11 protein-coding genes and 1 CRISPR repeat array are annotated in these 19,661 nt (G+C 62.5%); of the genes, 10 read left to right on the top strand and 1 reads right to left on the bottom strand.

Features of this window, described 5'->3' with window-relative positions; genetic code table 11:
* Positions 1-7 precede the first annotated feature (7 nt).
* Entirely contained in the window at positions 8-1,999 is a 1,992-nt protein-coding gene (locus OO015_RS07110; protein WP_265940541.1) for an alpha-1,4-glucan--maltose-1-phosphate maltosyltransferase, read from the bottom strand.
* A 134-nt stretch (positions 2,000-2,133) separates the two neighbouring features.
* On the opposite strand from OO015_RS07110, the gene OO015_RS07115 reads away from it, so the two are divergent.
* The 10 genes from OO015_RS07115 to dnaJ all read left to right on the top strand — a co-directional run bounded on the left by OO015_RS07115 (position 2,134) and on the right by dnaJ (position 19,603).
* On the top strand, positions 2,134-2,892 hold the full coding sequence (locus tag OO015_RS07115; RefSeq protein ID WP_265940542.1) for a metallophosphoesterase family protein: 759 nt from the start codon (positions 2,134-2,136) through the stop codon (positions 2,890-2,892).
* A 55-nt stretch (positions 2,893-2,947) separates the two neighbouring features.
* Positions 2,948-3,442: a rod shape-determining protein MreD gene (gene mreD / locus OO015_RS07120; protein ID WP_265940543.1), complete on the top strand. Its 495-nt coding sequence runs from the start codon at positions 2,948-2,950 to the stop codon at positions 3,440-3,442.
* Entirely contained in the window at positions 3,426-5,681 is a 2,256-nt protein-coding gene (mrdA, locus tag OO015_RS07125; protein WP_265940544.1) for a penicillin-binding protein 2, read from the top strand. Before mreD ends, mrdA begins: the two co-directional genes overlap by 17 nt.
* Before the next feature lie 30 nt (positions 5,682-5,711).
* Positions 5,712-6,419, top strand: coding sequence for a septum site-determining protein MinC (gene minC, locus OO015_RS07130; RefSeq protein WP_265940545.1), 708 nt, complete (start codon positions 5,712-5,714; stop codon positions 6,417-6,419).
* A gap of 3 nt (positions 6,420-6,422) precedes the next feature.
* Positions 6,423-7,268 carry a septum site-determining protein MinD gene (gene minD / locus OO015_RS07135; protein ID WP_416236569.1) on the top strand — a complete coding sequence of 282 codons (846 nt, stop codon included), beginning with the start codon at positions 6,423-6,425 and terminating at the stop codon, positions 7,266-7,268.
* Between the two features lie 21 nt (positions 7,269-7,289).
* The gene (gene minE / locus OO015_RS07140) at positions 7,290-7,568 is read left to right on the top strand and encodes a cell division topological specificity factor MinE (RefSeq protein WP_265940547.1); all 279 of its coding nucleotides are present in this window, start codon (positions 7,290-7,292) and stop codon (positions 7,566-7,568) included.
* Positions 7,569-7,649: 81 nt separating this feature from the next.
* The gene (locus OO015_RS07145; protein ID WP_265940548.1) at positions 7,650-8,066 is read left to right on the top strand and encodes a VOC family protein; all 417 of its coding nucleotides are present in this window, start codon (positions 7,650-7,652) and stop codon (positions 8,064-8,066) included.
* 199 nt (positions 8,067-8,265) lie between these two features.
* The gene (locus OO015_RS07150; RefSeq protein WP_265940549.1) at positions 8,266-9,840 is read left to right on the top strand and encodes an acyl-CoA mutase large subunit family protein; all 1,575 of its coding nucleotides are present in this window, start codon (positions 8,266-8,268) and stop codon (positions 9,838-9,840) included.
* Positions 9,841-10,274: 434 nt separating this feature from the next.
* Positions 10,275-16,749: a CRISPR direct-repeat array (repeat unit 30 nt; unit sequence GTTTTGGCAGTACCTATGAGGGCTTGAAAC).
* Positions 16,750-17,220: 471 nt separating this feature from the next.
* Positions 17,221-18,243 (top strand): polyamine ABC transporter substrate-binding protein, encoded by a 1,023-nt coding sequence (locus OO015_RS07155; RefSeq protein WP_265940550.1) that lies wholly within the window; start codon positions 17,221-17,223, stop codon positions 18,241-18,243.
* A gap of 223 nt (positions 18,244-18,466) precedes the next feature.
* Positions 18,467-19,603: a molecular chaperone DnaJ gene (gene dnaJ / locus OO015_RS07160; protein WP_265940551.1), complete on the top strand. Its 1,137-nt coding sequence runs from the start codon at positions 18,467-18,469 to the stop codon at positions 19,601-19,603.
* Positions 19,604-19,661: the final 58 nt, after the last annotated feature.

Below are 19,661 nucleotides of genomic sequence, written 5' to 3' on the forward strand. Positions count from 1 at the left end.
GTGCCCCTCACTCGTAGTACTCGAAATCATGTTCGGTGCGGACCCGTTGCCGGACCAGAAAGATGTGGGCCGGCATGACGTGCGGGTCGAGTTCGACGTAATTGTGCGTACCGTGCCAGATGTAGCGCTCGTCGGTCAGGAGGTCGTGCACCTGATAGGGCACATCCTGCGGGAGGCCGAGCGCAGCGAGATCGAGCGTCACCCACCCGGCATGGCGATGGTGCGGGTCGAGGTTCACGACGGTGATGATGACATCGCGCTTGTCGAGGCTCGTCTTCGAGTAGGCGATCAGTTGCTCGTTATCGACCGGATGGAAGCGGAGTGTCCAGTCCTGCTGGAGCGCGGGATGCTCGCGCCGGATCCGGTTGACGCGCGCGATGACCGGTGCGATCGAGTGCGGTGCATCGAGTTTCCAGTGCCGGATTTCGTATTTCTCGGAATTCAGGTATTCCTCGCTCCCCGGCGCGAGCGGTGTCGCTTCGCACAGTTCGTACGGTGGGCCGTAGATCCCGTAACTCGCTCCCAGGGTGGCGGCCAGGATCAGACGGATGAGGAAAGCCGGTCGACCACCGGTCTGGAGGTACTCGGTCAGGATATCGGGCGTATTCGGCCAGAGGTTGGGACGGAAGAACTCGCGGACTTCGGTCTGCGTCAGCTCGGTGAAGTACGACTCGAGCTCGTGCTTCGTGTTGCGCCAGGCGAAGTAGGTGTACGACTGGGTAAAGCCGAGCTTCGCGAGGTGGTACATCACCTTGGGGCGGGTGAACGCTTCCGAGAGGAAGATCACTTCCGGATAGTCGCGCTTGATCTCCCCGATCAACCACTCCCAGAAGGCGAACGGTTTGGTATGCGGGTTGTCGACGCGAAAGATGCGGATCCCCTGCTCGATCCAGAACCGAACGATCCGCAAGAGTTCCAGCCAGAGTTCACGCCAGGCTGGTGATTCGAAGTCGAAGGGATAAATATCCTGGTACTTCTTCGGTGGGTTCTCGGCGTACTGGATCGTCCCGTCTGGCCGCTTGCGGAACCATTCCGGATGCTCACGCACATAGGGGTGATCCGGCGAGCACTGGAAGGCCAGGTCCATCGCGATTTCGATCCCGTACTCACGTGCTCGCGCGACGAATGCCCGGAAATCCTGGAGCGTGCCGAGTTGTGGATGGATCGCGTCATGTCCGCCCTCTTCGCTGCCGATCGCCCAGGGGCTGCCCGGGTCGTCGGGCCCGGCCACGAGACTGTTGTTCTTCCCCTTCCGGTGCGTCTTCCCGATCGGATGGATCGGCGGAAGATACAGTACGTCGAAGCCGAGTTCAGCGATATGCGGGAGCCACTGCTCGCAGTCTCGGAATGTCCCGTGTCGGCCCGGCTCCGGAGAGCAAGAACGGGGGAAAAGCTCGTACCAGGTACTGAAGCGGGCGCGCTCGCGGTCGACGATGACACGCAGGACGCGCGGGTAGCTGACCGCGAAGGGGCGCGGATCGACTCGTCGCATCCGTTCGGTGAGATCGGGATGGAAAGCCAGCTCCGCCGCGTCGGGGCCGGTACGGAGTTGGCCTGCGATCGTGCGCAGCCAGTGCGCCTCCGCTTCCGGTGCGTGCTCGGCGTAGGCCTCGATGAGTTCGGCGCCAATCGACAGGTCGACGGTCACGTCCTGGCTGGCCTCGAGACGCTTGCGGAGGTCTCGTTGCCAGGTCGCGAAGCGATCGATCCAGGCGACTGCCGTGTAGTGCCAGACGCCGAGTTCGCTCAGGACGAAACGAGCCTGCCAGCGGTCGTTGGTCAGGAACGTGAACGGCACTTCCTGCCACTCGGTCTGCCCCGGTCCCCGGTAGCGGAGTACTGCTGCGATCGCGTCGTGCCCATCGGCGAAGATATCCGCTTCGACAGTCATCTCGTCGCCGACGATCCGCTTCACAGCGAAGCGCCCGCAATCGATCTCGGGTAGCAAGCGCGCGATGACGACGCGCTGCCGGCCTTCCTCCGGCAATCGTGCCTGCATTTCCAAGACGCTCGCTCTGGTTTCGGTCACATGACCCCCCAGGATCGGTTCTCGACATTTTCGAGCCTACTCTACTCGACGCGGTACGCTTGGTGCCGAGAGATGGTGGCAGAGAACGGAGGGATCGACAACCGATGCGTGTCGCAGTCATATCCGATACGCATGGGAACCTCCCGGCGCTCGAGGCTGTCCTAGCCGAACTCGACCAACTCGGCCCCGAGCGGATCGTCATGGCTGGTGACTTCGCCTTCGGCGGTCCTTGGCCAGCCGAGTGTATCGAAGCGATCCGGCAGCGCGGCATCCCGGCTGTCCGCGGCAATACCGACGAGTTCCTGGTGGAGGTCGCGACCGGCGGAGCGCGGCCGGCCCAGGTCGATGATCCCCGCCTCCGGCATCTCGACAACCCGGCGCTGGCCGAGCGCTATCGCTGGTGCGCGGCACGGCTGTCCGCCGATGCTGTCGCGTACCTGGCTGACCTGCCGCTGCGCTACACGGTGCCGGCACCCACCGGTGCCGCGCTCACGGTCGTCCATGCCACGCCCTGGAGCGCCCATCCAGTCATCGCACCACCCTCCGCACCGCGCGAACAGATTCAGGAACTTCTTGACCGGGCCGGTGGTGCCGCGCTGGCCTACGGTCACATCCATCTCCAGGCACAGTGGCGACTCGACGGCCGGCTGGTCGTGGCAGTCGGGAGCGTGGGGCTCCCGTTCGATGGGGACCAGCGGGCCGCCTACGCGCTCCTGACCTGGGACGGGACACGGTGGGAAGTCGAGTTCCGTCGCGTGTCCTATCCGGTCGAGCGAACGATCGCTGCCTTGCGGACGAGCGACATGCCCGGTGCGGAGGTACAGGTGCGCGTCCTGGAAACCGCGCGGCCGCCGGGGACGTGAGGTCGGGCGTGGTAGGATTGCCGCGAAGGCAGTCGCGGGGTTGGGGTGTGACCTGGTGCGGCAGCTGGTGATCGCGATCTTCTTGCTCAGCGCCGCTGCACTCGAGGTGCTGGTTCTGCCGCGCTCGGCACCGTACGGACTGTTCCCGGACCTCGTTCTGGGCGTCGTGCTCGTGGCGAGTGCTGTCGAAGGCCTGCGAACGGGTCTCCTGTGGGCGGCACTCGGCGGGCTCTCGCTCGACCTCCTCGCAGCGCACCCGTGGGGAGCACATGTCCTGGCATTGTTGCCAGCCGCGGCCGTGGGCGCCGCAGCGCGACGGGGCATGTACCGCAGCGCGGTCCTGCCGCTCATGGGTTTCGTCGGCCTCGTCACCGTGCTCTACCGTGTTCTCTTGACGCTCGTGCGCTGGCCAAGCGAGGCGGACGTCTGGGTCGATGCGGCGATCACGGCGATCCTCGTCGGTCTTCTCAACATGATGACGGTCCCACTCGTTTACGGCGTCATCGCGCTCTTCGGACGTGTGGGGGTTGGCCGTGCGCGCGCGAACTAAGCGACGCTGGCTCGATCTCCCAGCCCCCAAGTCGATCGCGCCGCCGGTCGAGCCGGAACCGGTGCGAGACGAGCTGCTCACCCGTCGCGTCTTTCTCCTGCGGAGTGCGATGGTACTCGGTTTCGGCGCAGTCCTGGCCAAGCTCGGTTTCATGCAACTCCGCGAGCGACCGCGCTACCAGCAGGCAGCGCAGGGAAGCATGGTGCGCTTCGAGCCGTTGCGCGCGCCGCGCGGCCTCATCCTCGATCGGAACGGCGAGGTGCTCGCGCGCAACCGGCGCAGCTGGACCGTCTGGCTGGTGCCGGCCGACCTTCCCGAGGACGAGGCAGAACGGCAACTCGTTCGCCAGCAACTCATCACCGCACTGGCACTGGATGACCTCGTGGTCGTGCACCGCCCAGCCCTGCCGCTCGGTCACGAGCGGGAGATCCTCGATCAGCTGGCGGCGTTGCTCGGTACCTCAGGCTCAGAGGTGGCGGGAACGGTTTTCGGCGCTCCGAAGGATCAGCAGTACGTCATCGTGCGCGAGAAGCTCCGTCCCGCGGAAGCCCGGGCGCTGGCCGAGGATGTCAAGCGACTGCCAGGTGTGCATGTGCTCAACCGCTTCGACTATGTCCTCCTGGCGGCTCCAGGCAGCGCCGTTCCGGTCGCACTGGCGGAAGACGTCCCGCGCGAGCTGGCTTTGACACTGGCAGCCAATCCGACGGCGCTGCCTGGCGTGCGGGTGACCGACGACACGCTGGTGCGCGAGTATCCGGCTGGCCCCGAGTTCTCGCATATCCTCGGGTACGTCGGCCCGATCACGGGCGAGGAGTACGAGGCAGCCGGTGGCGACAGCCCGGCGAATCCGTATCGCCCGGACGACCGGGTGGGACGCGGTGGGGTCGAGCAGGCAATGGAGGAGGCGCTGCGTGGCCAGCACGGTGGCCGTTGGGTGCAAGTCGATGCCCGAAATGTCGTCGTCGGCGAGCTGCCGGAGCGGCGGCGCGACCCGGTGCCTGGCCTCACGGTCGTCCTGACGATCGACGCCACGCTTCAGCGTGCCGTGACGCAGGCGCTCGCCGAAGGAATCGCGGCGGCCGATCGAGCAGCACGCGAGCAGGGACGTGATCCGGTCGGCTCCGGTGTGGCGATCGTCCTCGACCCCCGCTCGGGCGAAGTGCTCGCCCTGGTCTCGCTGCCGACCTACGACAACCAGCGGTTCATCCGCGGGCTGAGTCAGGCCGAATACGACGCGCTCCTGAACGACCCGTTCCACCCCCTCGTCAACTTCGCGATCAGCGGCGAGTTCCCTCCCGGCTCCACCGTGAAGCCGCTGCTCGCTTGTGCTGGCCTCCAGGAAGGTGTGATCTCGACCGAGACGACGTATACCTGCCGGGGATCGATCCGGGTGCCGACCGTCTGGGACGAGCAGGGTGGGAACACCTACGTCTGCTGGCTGGCGACTGGACACGGTGCCGTCAGCGTCCTGGACGGCATCGCGCAGTCGTGCAACGTGTTCTTCTACAACGTCGGGGCACCTGGGCAAGTGCCCGAGGGAGGAACCGAGCCCCTGCACTATTACATCCCCGGTGATCCCGACAAGCACTATTTCGAGGGACTCGGGATCGAGCGGATCGAGCGCTACTTGCGCGACGTGTTCGGCTTCGGCCAGCCGACAGGGATCGAGCTGGCTGGCGAAGCCGATGGACTCGTGCCGAATCCGCGCTGGATGTTCCAGACGTTGCGGGAGTACTGGTCGGTCGGAGATACTATAAACGTCTCCATCGGCCAGGGGCACCTGGCCTGTACGCCGTTGCAGCTGGCCTGTGCATTGGCCGCGATCGCCAACCGGGGGGCGTATTATCGACCACGGATCGTCAGGGAACTCCGCGACGCGGCTGGGCAGCTAGTGCGACGGTTCGAACCTGAGCTGGTGCGCGAGCTCGCGATCGCACCCGAGCATCTGGAGACCGTACGTCGTGGCATGCGACGTACGGTGACCGACGGCACGGCGAAAGGGAAGTTCGTGCGGACGGGTGACGACATCCCGATCGCTGGAAAGACCGGTACCGCTGAGTACGGGGAGGCGGAAAACGGCCGGTACAAGAAGTCACATGCCTGGTTCGCAGCCTTCGCACCGTACGATGACCCCGAAGTGCTTGTCCTCGTCCTGATCCGCGACGGCGGCGAGGGTGCGACGTTCGCCGTCCCGGTTGCCGATCGGATCCTCGCCACCTATTTCGGACGCGCGCCCTGATGGGTGAGGAACAGCGAGAGAGGGGCGGTCATGCTGGATGGAGAACGACTGGAGGCAACCGTACGCGTCCGCGGTACGCAGGACGGCGTGCGACTCGTCTTGCCGCGTGGCGTCCCGTTCCCGTCGGTGCTGGCGCACGTTCACGACGTCCTGGATGCCCGGGCAGCGTTCTTCCGGGGGGCTGCGCTCGTCCTCGACTTTTCCGAGCGTGAGCCGGTACTGGAAGAGATCGTCGCGCTGCAGCACCTGCTCGACTCGCGTGGCGTGCGGATCCAGGCGGTCAGTGCGGAGACAGCCGAGTACCGGGAGCGGCTCGCCCGCTGGGGATTCCGCACCGAGCCAGGCGAGCCGTCGCGTCGCCTGCGGCTGGTCGAGCCGAGCGGTGAGGAGGGGCCGGACGGTGCAGCGACCTACGTCCGGCGCACCTTGCGCTCCGGCATGAGCGTGGAGGCACCAGGGCACCTCGTCCTCATCGGTGACGTCAACCCTGGGGCACTCGTCGTCGCCGGTGGTGACGTGCTGGTATGGGGAGTCGTCCGGGGAACCGTACACGCTGGGCGCAACGGGGACACCGAAGCGGTCATCGCGGCGTTGCGGCTGGCACCGATGCAGTTGCGAATCGCGCATCTGGTCGCGCGAGCACCCGATCGCGGTGCACAGCTCCTGGATGGGCCAGCGCTCGCGCACGTCGTCGATGGGCAGATCGTGATCGAACCGTGGCGGATCGAACGCCGGTAGTCCATGGCCAGCAGGAGGGGTGCGGTGGAGGAGCAGCAGGATCGCAATGGTCGCGTCATCACCATCACTTCCGGTAAGGGGGGCGTTGGCAAAACCACCACGACGGCCAATGTCGGCGCGGCCCTAGCTGCCCGCGGCAAGTCGGTCGTGCTGGTCGATGCCGATATCGGGCTGCGCAATCTGGATATCGTGCTCGGTCTAGAGAACCGCATCGTCTACGACATCGTGGACGTCGTCGAGGGACGCTGCCGCCTGCGGCAGGCGCTCATCCGTGACAAGCGGCTGGCTAACCTGGCTCTGATCCCAGCGGCGCAGACGCGGGACAAGGAAGCAGTCTCCCCCGAGCAGATGAAGGAGCTGTGCCGTGAGCTGCGGCAGCAGTTCGACTTCGTGCTGATCGATTCGCCGGCCGGGATCGAACGGGGATTCCGCAACGCGATCGCCGGTGCCGATGAGGTGCTGGTGGTGACGAATCCGGAGGTTTCAGCAGTGCGTGACGCCGACCGGATCGTCGGGTTGGTCGAAGCGGCTGAACTGCCGCCGCCGCGGCTCATCGTCAACCGGATCGATCCGGAACTCGTCCGGCGCGGCGACATGCTCTCGGTCGAGGACGTGCTCGAGATCCTGGCGATCCCGCTGATCGGTGTGGTGCCGGCTGACGAGTCGATCGTGACCGCGACCAATCGTGGCGAGCCGGTCGCGCTCGATCCACAGTCGCGGGCCGGCCAAGCCTTCCGCGACATCGCGGCTCGCCTGCTTGGTGAAGACGTTCCCTTCCAACCGCTCGAGCTCCCGGACGGTGTCTGGCGACGCATGTTGCGGGCGCTCGGCTTCGGCGGTCGGTCCTAGAAGACGGGGGAGGACGGAGGAATGGGTTGGTTGGACGCACTGTTCGGGCGCGGATCGAGCCGATCGTCGCGCGGGAGCGCACAGGTCGCCAAGCAGCGGCTGGTGGAAGTCTTGGTCTACGACCATGTCAAGCTGACTCCTGATGTGCTGGAAGCGATCCGCAGCGAGATGTGCCAGATCCTCTCCCGTCACCTGGATATCGATGCTGACCGAATCGAGATCAGCATCGTCCGGGGTGACGGTGGCGATCGGCTGGTCGCCAACGTTCCCGTTCGGCGGGCTGGGACGGGGCGGCGGTGAGGCCGCGTGACGAAACAGTATAGTGCTATACTCGGGATGTCGCAGGATACGTCACGGTCGAGAAGCGAAGGAGCGGAGTACATGGTACCGGTTCCGGTGGTCGGGATCCACCATATCGGGATCGTCGTCGAGAACCTGGACGAGGCGATCGAGGCGTACCAGAAGCTCGGCCTCACCTTCGACGGTGTCAAGGATTTCCCGCATACGCGGGTGGCCCTGTTCCACGGTGGTGAGGGGCATGTCGAGCTGTTCGAGCCGAAGGATCCGGAATCGGATCTCGGGCGCTACCTGCGCGAGCGCGGTGGCATCCACCATGTCGCCTACGCGGTGCGGGACATCCGCACCGCACTCGCCCAGCTCGAGCAGGAGGGATTCGAGTTGATCCACCGCGAACCGGTGATCGGCCTGCATGGTTTTCCGGTCGCGTTCATCCATCCCCGCTCCTGCCACCGTGTGCTCACCGAACTCGTCGAGGTACCGGAAGGCGAGGGACACTAGTCTCGATCACATGTACTCCGGCTCGACGACCCGCCCACTGGTGGGTGGGTCGTTACGCTTTCAGGCTCGCGCCTGCGCTGTGGTGACCGCATCATGTAGAGTAAACAGCATGTGAGCGGCCGTATCCGGCGTTGGAACGGTGCTGGATTTGCGTGACCGCTCGGAGGCAGCGCACCGGAGACTGGCGAGGGGGCCGAGCATGACGTCGACCGAAATCCGCCGCGTCGTGACCGACTCGGGCATCGAGATCGCGCCCGTGTACCGCGATACGGGGCGCCCGCCCGAGCCCGATCCGGGGGAGTATCCCTATACGCGCGGCATCCACGCCACGATGTACCGGGGCAAGAAGTGGACGATCCGCCAGTACGCTGGCTACGGCTCGGCCGAAGAGACCAACCGGCGGTTCCGGCTGCTGCTCGACCGTGGGCAGACCGGGCTGAGCGTCGCCTTCGACCTTCCGACGCAGCTGGGCTACGACTCCGACCATCCGCTGGCGCGGCCCGAAGTCGGCCGGGTAGGCGTCGCGATATCGACGCTCGACGACATGCGCCGGTTGTTCGAGGGGATCGACTTGGGCGCTGTCACGACCTCGATGACCATCAATGCACCGGCGGCCATCCTGCTCCTCATGTACGAGATCGTCGCGGAAGAACAGGGGGTAGATCCCAGGCAGCTCCGGGGGACGATCCAGAACGACATCCTCAAGGAATATGCGGCACGCGGTACCTACATCTTCCCGCCGCGTCCCTCGATGCGGCTGGTCGTCGACACCTTCGCCTACTGCAAGGAGCGGCTTCCGAACTGGAACACCATTTCGATCAGCGGCTATCACATCCGCGAGGCCGGTGCGACTGCCGTGCAGGAAATCGCTTTCACACTGGCCAACGCGATTGCCTACGTACGAGCGGCGACCGAGGCTGGGCTAGTGGTGGATGAGTTCGCACCGCGGCTGAGCTTCTTCTTCGGCGCACACAACAACTTTTTCGAAGAGATCGCCAAGTTCCGGGCAGCGCGCCGGATGTGGGCGAAGATCATGCGCGAACGGTTCGGGGCGCGGAACCCGCGGTCGTGGATGTTGCGTTTTCATACGCAGACCTGCGGCTGCACGCTGACGGCTCAGCAGCCGCTCAACAACATCATCCGGGTCGCCTATCAGGCTCTGGCTGCGGTACTCGGTGGCACGCAGAGTCTCCATACCAACGCCTACGACGAGGCGCTGGGTCTCCCGACCGAAGAGTCGGCGACGATTGCACTGCGCACGCAGCAGATTCTGGCCGAAGAGACCGGTGTCGCCGATACCGCCGATCCGCTGGGCGGGTCGTACTTCGTCGAGGCGCTGACCGACGAAGTCGAGCGGCGAGCCTGGGAGCTGATCGAGGCGATCGAAGGGCTCGGCGGGGCAGTGACGGCGATCGAGCGGGGCTGGATTCAGGCGCAGATCGCCGAGAGCGCCTACCAGTGGGAGGCGGCGGTCGAGCGGGGCGAGCGGATCGTCGTGGGGGTGAACCGCTACCAGGACGTGGTGCCGGTACAGGTACCAGTGCACCGGCTGGACGAGGCTGCGGTGGAGCGGCAGATCAGGCGGGTGCAAGAGTACCGGGCAAAGCAAGACGCGGTCCGGGTGGAGCGGGCGTTGGCGCGGGTAGAAGAAGCTGCGCGCGGAACGGAGAACATGCTGCCGGTACTGCGCGAAGCGCTACTGGCCGGTGCGACGCTCGGGCAGATCTGTGGCCGGCTGCGGCAGGTGTGGGGCGAATACCGGCCGCGGTTCTAGGATTCGTGAACCGAACGGTTCCCACGGGGACGGCTCACGCAGCTGCGGGGTCTGTATCTTCTGTCGCCCGAACAGGAGGTCGACGGAGCCTGGTCGCCTGCGAGCAGCTTGGAGGGCTGCGAAGATCGGCTTGGTGATCAGCAAAACGGCCACGGGTGGCCTGGCCGGCTCGGCGCCCTTCTGCAGCAGCGTGAGGAGGGGCTGAAAAGCGCGTGGTGACGCGCATGTTCGGCTCGTCGAAGCCGTGCTGTGGGAGACGGTTGCAGCGTCGACTTCCGGTCGTGCAGGAACCCCGGGGGGGTCGACGGATTCCCGTTGTGTCACTGCCGTGTTGTCAGGGCCGCCGGAAGAGAATTCCCCAAGCGCTTGCGCTCGTGTGCTTCCTGCGGTATGCTGGTGATGAGAGAAGCGCGTTGCGACGCCGAGCTGCTTGGGTTTTGGCAGTACCTATGAGGGCTTGAAACTAACTGCGTCATCGAACCGTCTGATCGAATCCTGAGTGGTTTTGGCAGTACCTATGAGGGCTTGAAACCGGCCGTGAGCGACTGTCGCAATTACCAGGCGTACGTGGGTTTTGGCAGTACCTATGAGGGCTTGAAACCGCTCAGCCAGATGCCGAAACGATTAGACGACGGTGAGGTTTTGGCAGTACCTATGAGGGCTTGAAACTCGTGTCGCAGCTGCGTGACGCCGGTCGATCCGGCCTCGTTTTGGCAGTACCTATGAGGGCTTGAAACCTGACGTCTGAGTGCCTGCGGCCAGACGCTGTTGCGTGTCGTTTTGGCAGTACCTATGAGGGCTTGAAACAGGAGAGGGGGTAGCGGTGCCCGTCCGACCGCTCGGTTTTGGCAGTACCTATGAGGGCTTGAAACAGGGGCGGTTCGATGAACGCGCGCTCTTCGGGCCGCGTTTTGGCAGTACCTATGAGGGCTTGAAACCTCGCAGTCTTGTCTCAATGTCGTACACTGATCGACGTTTTGGCAGTACCTATGAGGGCTTGAAACAGGAAGGCGTGCTGTACATCGTGTCGACGATCGCGGGTTTTGGCAGTACCTATGAGGGCTTGAAACCGGCACGCTCGCCCGCTTCTGCCCGGGCTTGCCTGGTTTTGGCAGTACCTATGAGGGCTTGAAACGCACCTCCTCTTCCTCCTCTCTCTCGGCCAGCCGGGGTTTTGGCAGTACCTATGAGGGCTTGAAACCCTGGACCCGGCGCGACCTTCCGCGTCGTGGGCTGGGTTTTGGCAGTACCTATGAGGGCTTGAAACCACGCTCGTCAACGTGAGCCCCGAGACAGAGAACCACTGTTTTGGCAGTACCTATGAGGGCTTGAAACCCGCCTCCCCTGCGGGCGTCAGTACGCGAACACCTTGTTTTGGCAGTACCTATGAGGGCTTGAAACTATCATATTGACCATACCTAGAACAATATTCACAGTGTTTTGGCAGTACCTATGAGGGCTTGAAACTCCCCTCAACTCACCTTCGCTCTAGATTTCCTCATACGCGTTTTGGCAGTACCTATGAGGGCTTGAAACGAATCAGCCTCGTCGCCTCGAGTCGCGAGAAAACTGGTTTTGGCAGTACCTATGAGGGCTTGAAACGGAGACACGAGAAGCGGCCGCCCGGTGGGTGACCGGGTGTTTTGGCAGTACCTATGAGGGCTTGAAACGACGGTCGGTGCCTATCTCGAGCAGTGGTTCGACGCGTTTTGGCAGTACCTATGAGGGCTTGAAACTCAAGGGGGAAACGCCGAGTAGCCGGAGCACCGCGGTTTTGGCAGTACCTATGAGGGCTTGAAACGGATAGTGTCACCGGCGAGGGGGCGGGCCCCTCGCGGGTTTTGGCAGTACCTATGAGGGCTTGAAACTGGCGTCTGGTGGGGAGCAGTGGTGCGCAGGATGGCGTTTTGGCAGTACCTATGAGGGCTTGAAACCCGAGACCGGATCATGACGATCGGATACCCGATATGTTTTGGCAGTACCTATGAGGGCTTGAAACACGTCGTAGGCGTAGACGCCAGAGAAGATGCCGTTCGTTTTGGCAGTACCTATGAGGGCTTGAAACTGCGCGAACACGGCCGGCGCGACGTCGACCGAAATCGTTTTGGCAGTACCTATGAGGGCTTGAAACGCCGAGTCGCGCGTCCGGTGTCGGCATCGTGAGCGCGCGTTTTGGCAGTACCTATGAGGGCTTGAAACATCGGTCGACCAAACGCTTGTGCGATCGGGCAACGGTTTTGGCAGTACCTATGAGGGCTTGAAACGTCGACGCCTTCGGTGTCGACGGGCCAGTAGTCGGGCGTTTTGGCAGTACCTATGAGGGCTTGAAACTCTGCGTCCACGCGAGTATCGTGATACTGGCCTGCGCGTTTTGGCAGTACCTATGAGGGCTTGAAACAGTGGTAAGTGGAGGTGAGTGATGAACGTGAACGATGTTTTGGCAGTACCTATGAGGGCTTGAAACCGTTCTCGTCAAGAGCAACGTCGCGTTTCCCGTCGGTTTTGGCAGTACCTATGAGGGCTTGAAACCTGCTGCCTGCCTCCGCGCGCGGGTAGTACTCATGGGCGTTTTGGCAGTACCTATGAGGGCTTGAAACGCGGAGTTCCAGGGGCGAGAGTGCCACCAGGGGTCGTTTTGGCAGTACCTATGAGGGCTTGAAACTGTACCGCTTTCCGTGCCATCGTGATCCCTCCTTTCGTTTTGGCAGTACCTATGAGGGCTTGAAACTGATGACGGTCGGTTGTGGTTAGTGGCCGGAAGGGGTTTTGGCAGTACCTATGAGGGCTTGAAACATCGCGCTGCGACTCGGAGTACCTCGTCATCTACTGTTTTGGCAGTACCTATGAGGGCTTGAAACCCGGACGGCGTGATCGTCGCCTTCGACGACGTCGTCCGTTTTGGCAGTACCTATGAGGGCTTGAAACTGTGGCCAACTATCGACTAAAACCTCGAGACCCTTCGTGTTTTGGCAGTACCTATGAGGGCTTGAAACCGCCGCAGCCAGCGGAAGAGCCAGCGCCGCACCACACGCGTTTTGGCAGTACCTATGAGGGCTTGAAACATTGTCGCCTCGAATAACGGAATCGATTGACTCGCGTTTTGGCAGTACCTATGAGGGCTTGAAACCAGCCGTTCCCGGTCGGCGAGGGCGGCGAGGGCGGGTTTTGGCAGTACCTATGAGGGCTTGAAACTACGATCGTGTTGAGGACTTGCACCGTTCTCTCGAGTTTTGGCAGTACCTATGAGGGCTTGAAACTTCATCAACGAAGACTGTGGCGGGAATTGGTCTGAAGTTTTGGCAGTACCTATGAGGGCTTGAAACTGAGTCGCACTCGAACTCGCACTCGGAGTCGGACTCGTTTTGGCAGTACCTATGAGGGCTTGAAACCACCTGCACCTGCCCGGCCTTCCGCTACTACTCCCGGTTTTGGCAGTACCTATGAGGGCTTGAAACCATTTCCGAGTACGTAAAACCTGATATGAGCGGCAGAGTTTTGGCAGTACCTATGAGGGCTTGAAACTAGGATACGTTCTCTCGTTCGCGAAGATTTCCCTGTGTTTTGGCAGTACCTATGAGGGCTTGAAACCGGGCAGCTGGTGATCGAGCAGCTGGTCTGGACTATGGGTTTTGGCAGTACCTATGAGGGCTTGAAACGAATGTCGTACTGTCCGTTTCTATCACAGTATTCAGTTTTGGCAGTACCTATGAGGGCTTGAAACCATTCGTGCCTTCGAAATACCTCATCATATTCAACTCGTTTTGGCAGTACCTATGAGGGCTTGAAACTCGGTTCGCCTCCGGGCCAGTCGCCCCGGCGAGAGGTTTTGGCAGTACCTATGAGGGCTTGAAACGCATACTAACACAACTGTGTCCGTCACGCAACCACTGTTTTGGCAGTACCTATGAGGGCTTGAAACGCGCGTTACGGCGTCGACCCCTGGGTGCACTACGTCGTTTTGGCAGTACCTATGAGGGCTTGAAACATGCCACCGCGACGGCATCGGGATTCATGAGTGCAGGTTTTGGCAGTACCTATGAGGGCTTGAAACGCCGACGTCGAGCCGGAGGCGCTCTATCCGGACTGGCAGTTTTGGCAGTACCTATGAGGGCTTGAAACTCCACCACAAGGGACACTCCACCCAGTCGCAGGGTCGTTTTGGCAGTACCTATGAGGGCTTGAAACCGAGTCAACGCGTCAAGCTTACCCATCACGACCCCCGTTTTGGCAGTACCTATGAGGGCTTGAAACTCCGTTTCCTAACACGATCATAACACGATAGCAACTGGTTTTGGCAGTACCTATGAGGGCTTGAAACTCCGGGAAAGTCGAAAAGGTCGAGCGGGCAGAGCCGGTTTTGGCAGTACCTATGAGGGCTTGAAACTTCGGCGTCGGCGACAGCCGGCCGATCACCTGGCAGTGTTTTGGCAGTACCTATGAGGGCTTGAAACGTGAGTCAGCACACGATATTCGCGACACTCACTACAGTGTTTTGGCAGTACCTATGAGGGCTTGAAACTCGCCGATCCCGGCACTGACTTTCCGGATCCGGAAGTTTTGGCAGTACCTATGAGGGCTTGAAACTCGCGTCCGTCACCGTCCTGATCGTCCTCCGCCAGACAGTTTTGGCAGTACCTATGAGGGCTTGAAACAGCAGCAACCGCTCCCGACCGAGGACGTCGAAGCGGTTTTGGCAGTACCTATGAGGGCTTGAAACCGTACTCCACGTGATCGCGTGCGACTGGCGACCGTCGCGTTTTGGCAGTACCTATGAGGGCTTGAAACCGTTCGGAAGTGTCAGAGACAGTGAGGGCAGCAGCGTCGTTTTGGCAGTACCTATGAGGGCTTGAAACTCTGGCTCCTGGCGATCTGAGGCGATCGAGTACGCCTCGGTTTTGGCAGTACCTATGAGGGCTTGAAACATCGACGCGTGACGGTAGCGGAAGGGGTTAGGCAACTGTTTTGGCAGTACCTATGAGGGCTTGAAACCTGCGATATGAATGTGTCCACCGCAGGCTACTGTGTGTTTTGGCAGTACCTATGAGGGCTTGAAACACTCCGTCTCGCGCACGTCCGCGGTCAGGCCGCCGCGGGTTTTGGCAGTACCTATGAGGGCTTGAAACTCCCCGTTGTCTCTGCTACTTCGAACCCATCACCCCGTTTTGGCAGTACCTATGAGGGCTTGAAACGTTCGTACGGCGAGTCTCGGACAGATGTGCGGAACGCGTTTTGGCAGTACCTATGAGGGCTTGAAACTCCGTCACCTGGCTTCAAGCGCCCTCCAGAGTCTCCTCGTTTTGGCAGTACCTATGAGGGCTTGAAACCCGCGTCCGCTTCCGCGGTGGCCTGACCGTGGACGGTTTTGGCAGTACCTATGAGGGCTTGAAACCGGCGCATAACCGACCGGTATGACCGACGAGACACCGTTTTGGCAGTACCTATGAGGGCTTGAAACCCTCGCTCGCCAGGATAGCGACGCGCCACGAGAGCGGTTTTGGCAGTACCTATGAGGGCTTGAAACTACGGATAACCCCTCGACAACTATCACCACTACACCAAGAGTTTTGGCAGTACCTATGAGGGCTTGAAACTTCCGGTGGCGAGCGCTGCAGATGAGCCGCCTTCTCGTTTTGGCAGTACCTATGAGGGCTTGAAACTGTTTTTCGATTATGCCCCGAGTCCGGAAGCGAAGTGTTTTGGCAGTACCTATGAGGGCTTGAAACAAGCCCTCGCTCCTCTCGTTCTTGACGGTCACCGTGTTTTGGCAGTACCTATGAGGGCTTGAAACTCGTACTCGTGGTCTTCCTGGTGCAGACCATCGTCGGGTTTTGGCAGTACCTATGAGGGCTTGAAACGAAGATCAGGCGACTCATAGGATACCGCGCGTGACGTTTTGGCAGTACCTATGAGGGCTTGAAACCCGGCCGTTCGTTCGGCCAGCCAACCGAACAATAGGGTTTTGGCAGTACCTATGAGGGCTTGAAACCGCACAGTCGTTCGCAACGCGACACTCGCGCGCGGGTTTTGGCAGTACCTATGAGGGCTTGAAACCGCGACTCGTTCTTGCGAGTCGCGCCCGGCCTGCTCGTTTTGGCAGTACCTATGAGGGCTTGAAACAAAGTCCAGCGCCCGGTACAGCGCCCCGGCGCCAACGTTTTGGCAGTACCTATGAGGGCTTGAAACGATGTACAAGTGGAATAGGATCGATCTCGATCTGACTGTTTTGGCAGTACCTATGAGGGCTTGAAACAATGTGCCCCCACAAGCAACCGACCAACCCGCTGCTGTTTTGGCAGTACCTATGAGGGCTTGAAACGGAGGTACCTCCGGACGAGGAGCGTGCCGATGCCGAGTTTTGGCAGTACCTATGAGGGCTTGAAACCACGTCGCTCACGGTGCCAGCGAAGAGTGCTGGCGGGTTTTGGCAGTACCTATGAGGGCTTGAAACGGGCTCCGGTCCCTGGATGTGTGGAAACCCGTGCAAGGTTTTGGCAGTACCTATGAGGGCTTGAAACAAGGACAGCCTCCCGACCATTGTGCCGCTCCTGGTCAGTTTTGGCAGTACCTATGAGGGCTTGAAACGTTTTGGCAGAGTGAGTCCGTTTATAGCTCGAACGAGTTTTGGCAGTACCTATGAGGGCTTGAAACATCCCGTCCCAGATACTCGAGGCGAACGACTTGATCGTTTTGGCAGTACCTATGAGGGCTTGAAACTGATAGTGGTGTCGGACGGTACGGAGTAGTGGTGAGTTTTGGCAGTACCTATGAGGGCTTGAAACCAGGTTTCCGACGACGACGAGACGCAGCATCCTAGGTTTTGGCAGTACCTATGAGGGCTTGAAACGCAGCACGACGACGTCGATGCAGCGGTCCGACGGTGTTTTGGCAGTACCAATGCGGTCCTGAAGCGGTTGTGTGCCTCTTGGGTCGGTACGCTCAGTGTGTTTCGCTGTCTCGCGTTCTGCGTGCGAATTTACACAGGGCTGATCAGGCTCGAAACGACGATGGACGAGAAGAAGGCACTGGCCGAGAACGATTCTCGGGAGCTCCTCTGACTCTCGAAACGACCCTGTACCGTCTGTATACTGGCCCAGGCACGCCGACTCCTGCTGTGTCCGTGTCGCGCGATAAAACGAGGCGAAGACTGCGCTTGCCCGCTTGTCCTTGCGGCCAGCGTCCCGTATCGTTCGTTGGTGGCGCACCGGCGTGAAAGGTACGTGTAGACCTATGCGAACCACCTGGCTCACGCGACGCTCTTTCTTGGCCACACTGGCGCTCGCCGGGTCCGCATTGCTCCAGGCCTGTCGAGGCCGGGGATCGACGGCGCCCACGGTAACCTCCGCCGCTTCCCCGACGCCGGCTGCGGCGGGTCCCACGGTCGTGACCAGCACGCTCGAGCTGCCACCGTACATCGACCGCAGTCGGCTGGAGAGCGAGCTGTTCGTCTTCAACTGGGGCGACTACATCGATCCCGATGTGCTCGCCGATTTCGAGCGCTTGACCAGCGTGAAGGTGACGATCGATACCTACGAGACGAACGAGCAGGCGATCGCCAAGCTCCAGCAAGGGGGCCTCGGCTACGATATCGTGGTGCCGACCGATTATGCGGTGCAGATCGCGATCGGACTCGGTCTGCTCCAGGAGCTCGACCGCTCGGTGATCCGCGCGATCGAGCATCTCGATCCGAACAACCTGAACGGCCCTTTCGATCCCGGGAACCGGTACAGCGTGCCGTACTTCTGGGGGACGTCCGGTTACGCGTACGATACTGCGGTCCTCGGTGACGGTCTCACCAGCTGGCGGGCGCTCTTCGAGCCCGCCGAGGCTGCCCGGGGCAAGCTGGTCATGCACGGGTACTACCGGGAGACGATCGCTGCGGCCTTGCTCTGGCTCGGCTACCCGCTCAACGAGACGAGCGACGAGGCCCTGCAACGTGCGCTCGCGGTGCTGAAGGCGCAGAAGCCGTACGTCCTCTCCTACACCAGCGAGAACAACGACGAGCTTCTCGTCGCGGGCGAGGCGGTGATCGCGCACTGCTGGACCGGCCAAGCGATCCTGGCCAAGCGGGAGAAGCCGACGATCCGCTACGTCATTCCTGCGGAAGGGTGCGCCGTCTGGCAGGACAACCTCTGCGTCGTCAAGGACGCCCCGCATCCCTACGCGGCCATGGTGTTCATCGATTTCCTCTGCTGGCCGGAGATCGCGGCCCGCAACGCCACCTACGTCGGGTACGCGAGCCCCAACCGCACGGCTCGAGAACGCGGTCTGCTCGATCCTGACCTCGTCGATGATCCGGCGATCTACTTGGACGACACGACCTGGCGTCGGCTGCAGTGGTTCCGTGACCTCGGGCCGGACTACGTGAAGTACGACCGTATCTGGACGGAGCTGCAGGCGGGCTGACCGTGCTCGCCACCGGCTCGTCAACGGGACAGGAGACCCGGTCAGCGCTTGCCGGAACCGGTGCGCTTGGCCCCGTCGGCGGACCGTGCCGATCGATCGACCTCGCGGGGCCGAGGCTGGTCGCGTCCTCGCGCGTGACCCGGCGGGACGCGATCGGGACCTTGCTATACTCCATATCAGACCTGGCGGGTGCGGGTGTCGCCCGATGAGCAGGGGTGCGCGGATGAGCACGAAGCGCGACTACTACGAGGTGCTCGGTGTCAGCCGGACGGCGAGCCAAGAGGAAATCCGACGTGCCTATCGCCGGCTGGCTCGCCAGTATCACCCGGACGTCAACAAGTCGCCGGACGCTGAGGAGAAGTTCAAGGAGATCAACGAAGCCTACGAAGTCCTGAGCGATCCCGAGAAGCGGGCAGCCTACGATCGCTTCGGTCATGCGGGTGTCCAGGTCGGGGCTGGTGCCGGAGCGGGGCCGAGTGCCGATCCGTTCGGTTTCGGCTCGCTCTTCACCGACCTGTTCGACTCGTTTTTCGGCGACATGACCGGCACCGCCCGCCGCAGGCCAGCCCGTGGCGCCGACCTCGAAGTGACGCTCGAGCTCGAGTTCGAGGAGGCCCTGCGCGGCGTCGAGAAGGAGCTCGAGATCGAGCGGCTCGAGGTCTGCCCGGACTGCCGCGGCACGCGCGTGCGCCACGGTGCGAAGCCGACGACCTGCCCGGTCTGCGGAGGCACGGGCCAGATCCGGCGCTACCAGCAGACGATCCTCGGTGCGATGATCACGGCGACGACCTGCAGTCACTGCGGCGGCGAGGGGCGCGTGGTCTCGGATCCCTGTCCCACCTGCCGGGGGCGCGGGCGCACGGTGCGGCGCCGCACGGTGCGGCTGGAGATTCCGGCTGGGATCGAGGACGGCGCGACCTTGCGGCTGACCGGCGAGGGGGAGCACGGGGAGCCGGGCGCCCCGCCGGGGAACCTGTATGTCCACGTGCGCGTGCGCCCACACGAACTCTTCCGGCGGGAGGGCTCGACGCTCTATCTCGACGTACCAGTCAACGTGGCGCAGGCTGCGCTCGGTGCCGAGGTGGAAGTCCCGACGGTCGACGGGCCGGTCGTGCTGACGATCCCACCGGGTACGCAGCCCGGCCAGCGTTTCCGGCTGCGCGGGAAGGGGGCGCCGGAACTCGGCAGTGGCCGGCGCGGAGACCTCATCGTGACCGTGCGCGTGGTGGTGCCGACCGAGCTCACGCCGCGCCAGCGCGAGCTCTTCGAGGAACTGGCTGAGTCGCTCGAGCGGCCGGACGTGCGCGAAGCGCACCGCAAGGGGCTCTTCGAGCGGATCAAGGAAGTGCTCGGCGTCTGACCGTCCGGTGGCCGGTACAGGACGAGCGGCGGGTCTCGCGACCCACCGCTCGTCGTTC

The sequence above is a fragment of the Thermomicrobium sp. 4228-Ro genome, assembly GCF_026241205.1.
Classification (GTDB): Bacteria; Chloroflexota; Chloroflexia; order Thermomicrobiales; family Thermomicrobiaceae; genus Thermomicrobium.

Coding starts and splice junctions, on each gene's coding strand:
- OO015_RS07110 (WP_265940541.1), bottom strand. CDS start 1,999: ATGCAGGCACGATTGCCGGAGGAAGGCCGGCAGCGCGTCGTCATCGCG.
- OO015_RS07115 (WP_265940542.1), top strand. CDS start 2,134: ATGCGTGTCGCAGTCATATCCGATACGCATGGGAACCTCCCGGCGCTC.
- minC (WP_265940545.1), top strand. CDS start 5,712: ATGCTGGATGGAGAACGACTGGAGGCAACCGTACGCGTCCGCGGTACG.
- minD (WP_416236569.1), top strand. CDS start 6,423: ATGGCCAGCAGGAGGGGTGCGGTGGAGGAGCAGCAGGATCGCAATGGT.
- minE (WP_265940547.1), top strand. CDS start 7,290: ATGGGTTGGTTGGACGCACTGTTCGGGCGCGGATCGAGCCGATCGTCG.
- OO015_RS07145 (WP_265940548.1), top strand. CDS start 7,650: ATGGTACCGGTTCCGGTGGTCGGGATCCACCATATCGGGATCGTCGTC.
- OO015_RS07150 (WP_265940549.1), top strand. CDS start 8,266: ATGACGTCGACCGAAATCCGCCGCGTCGTGACCGACTCGGGCATCGAG.
- dnaJ (WP_265940551.1), top strand. CDS start 18,467: ATGAGCACGAAGCGCGACTACTACGAGGTGCTCGGTGTCAGCCGGACG.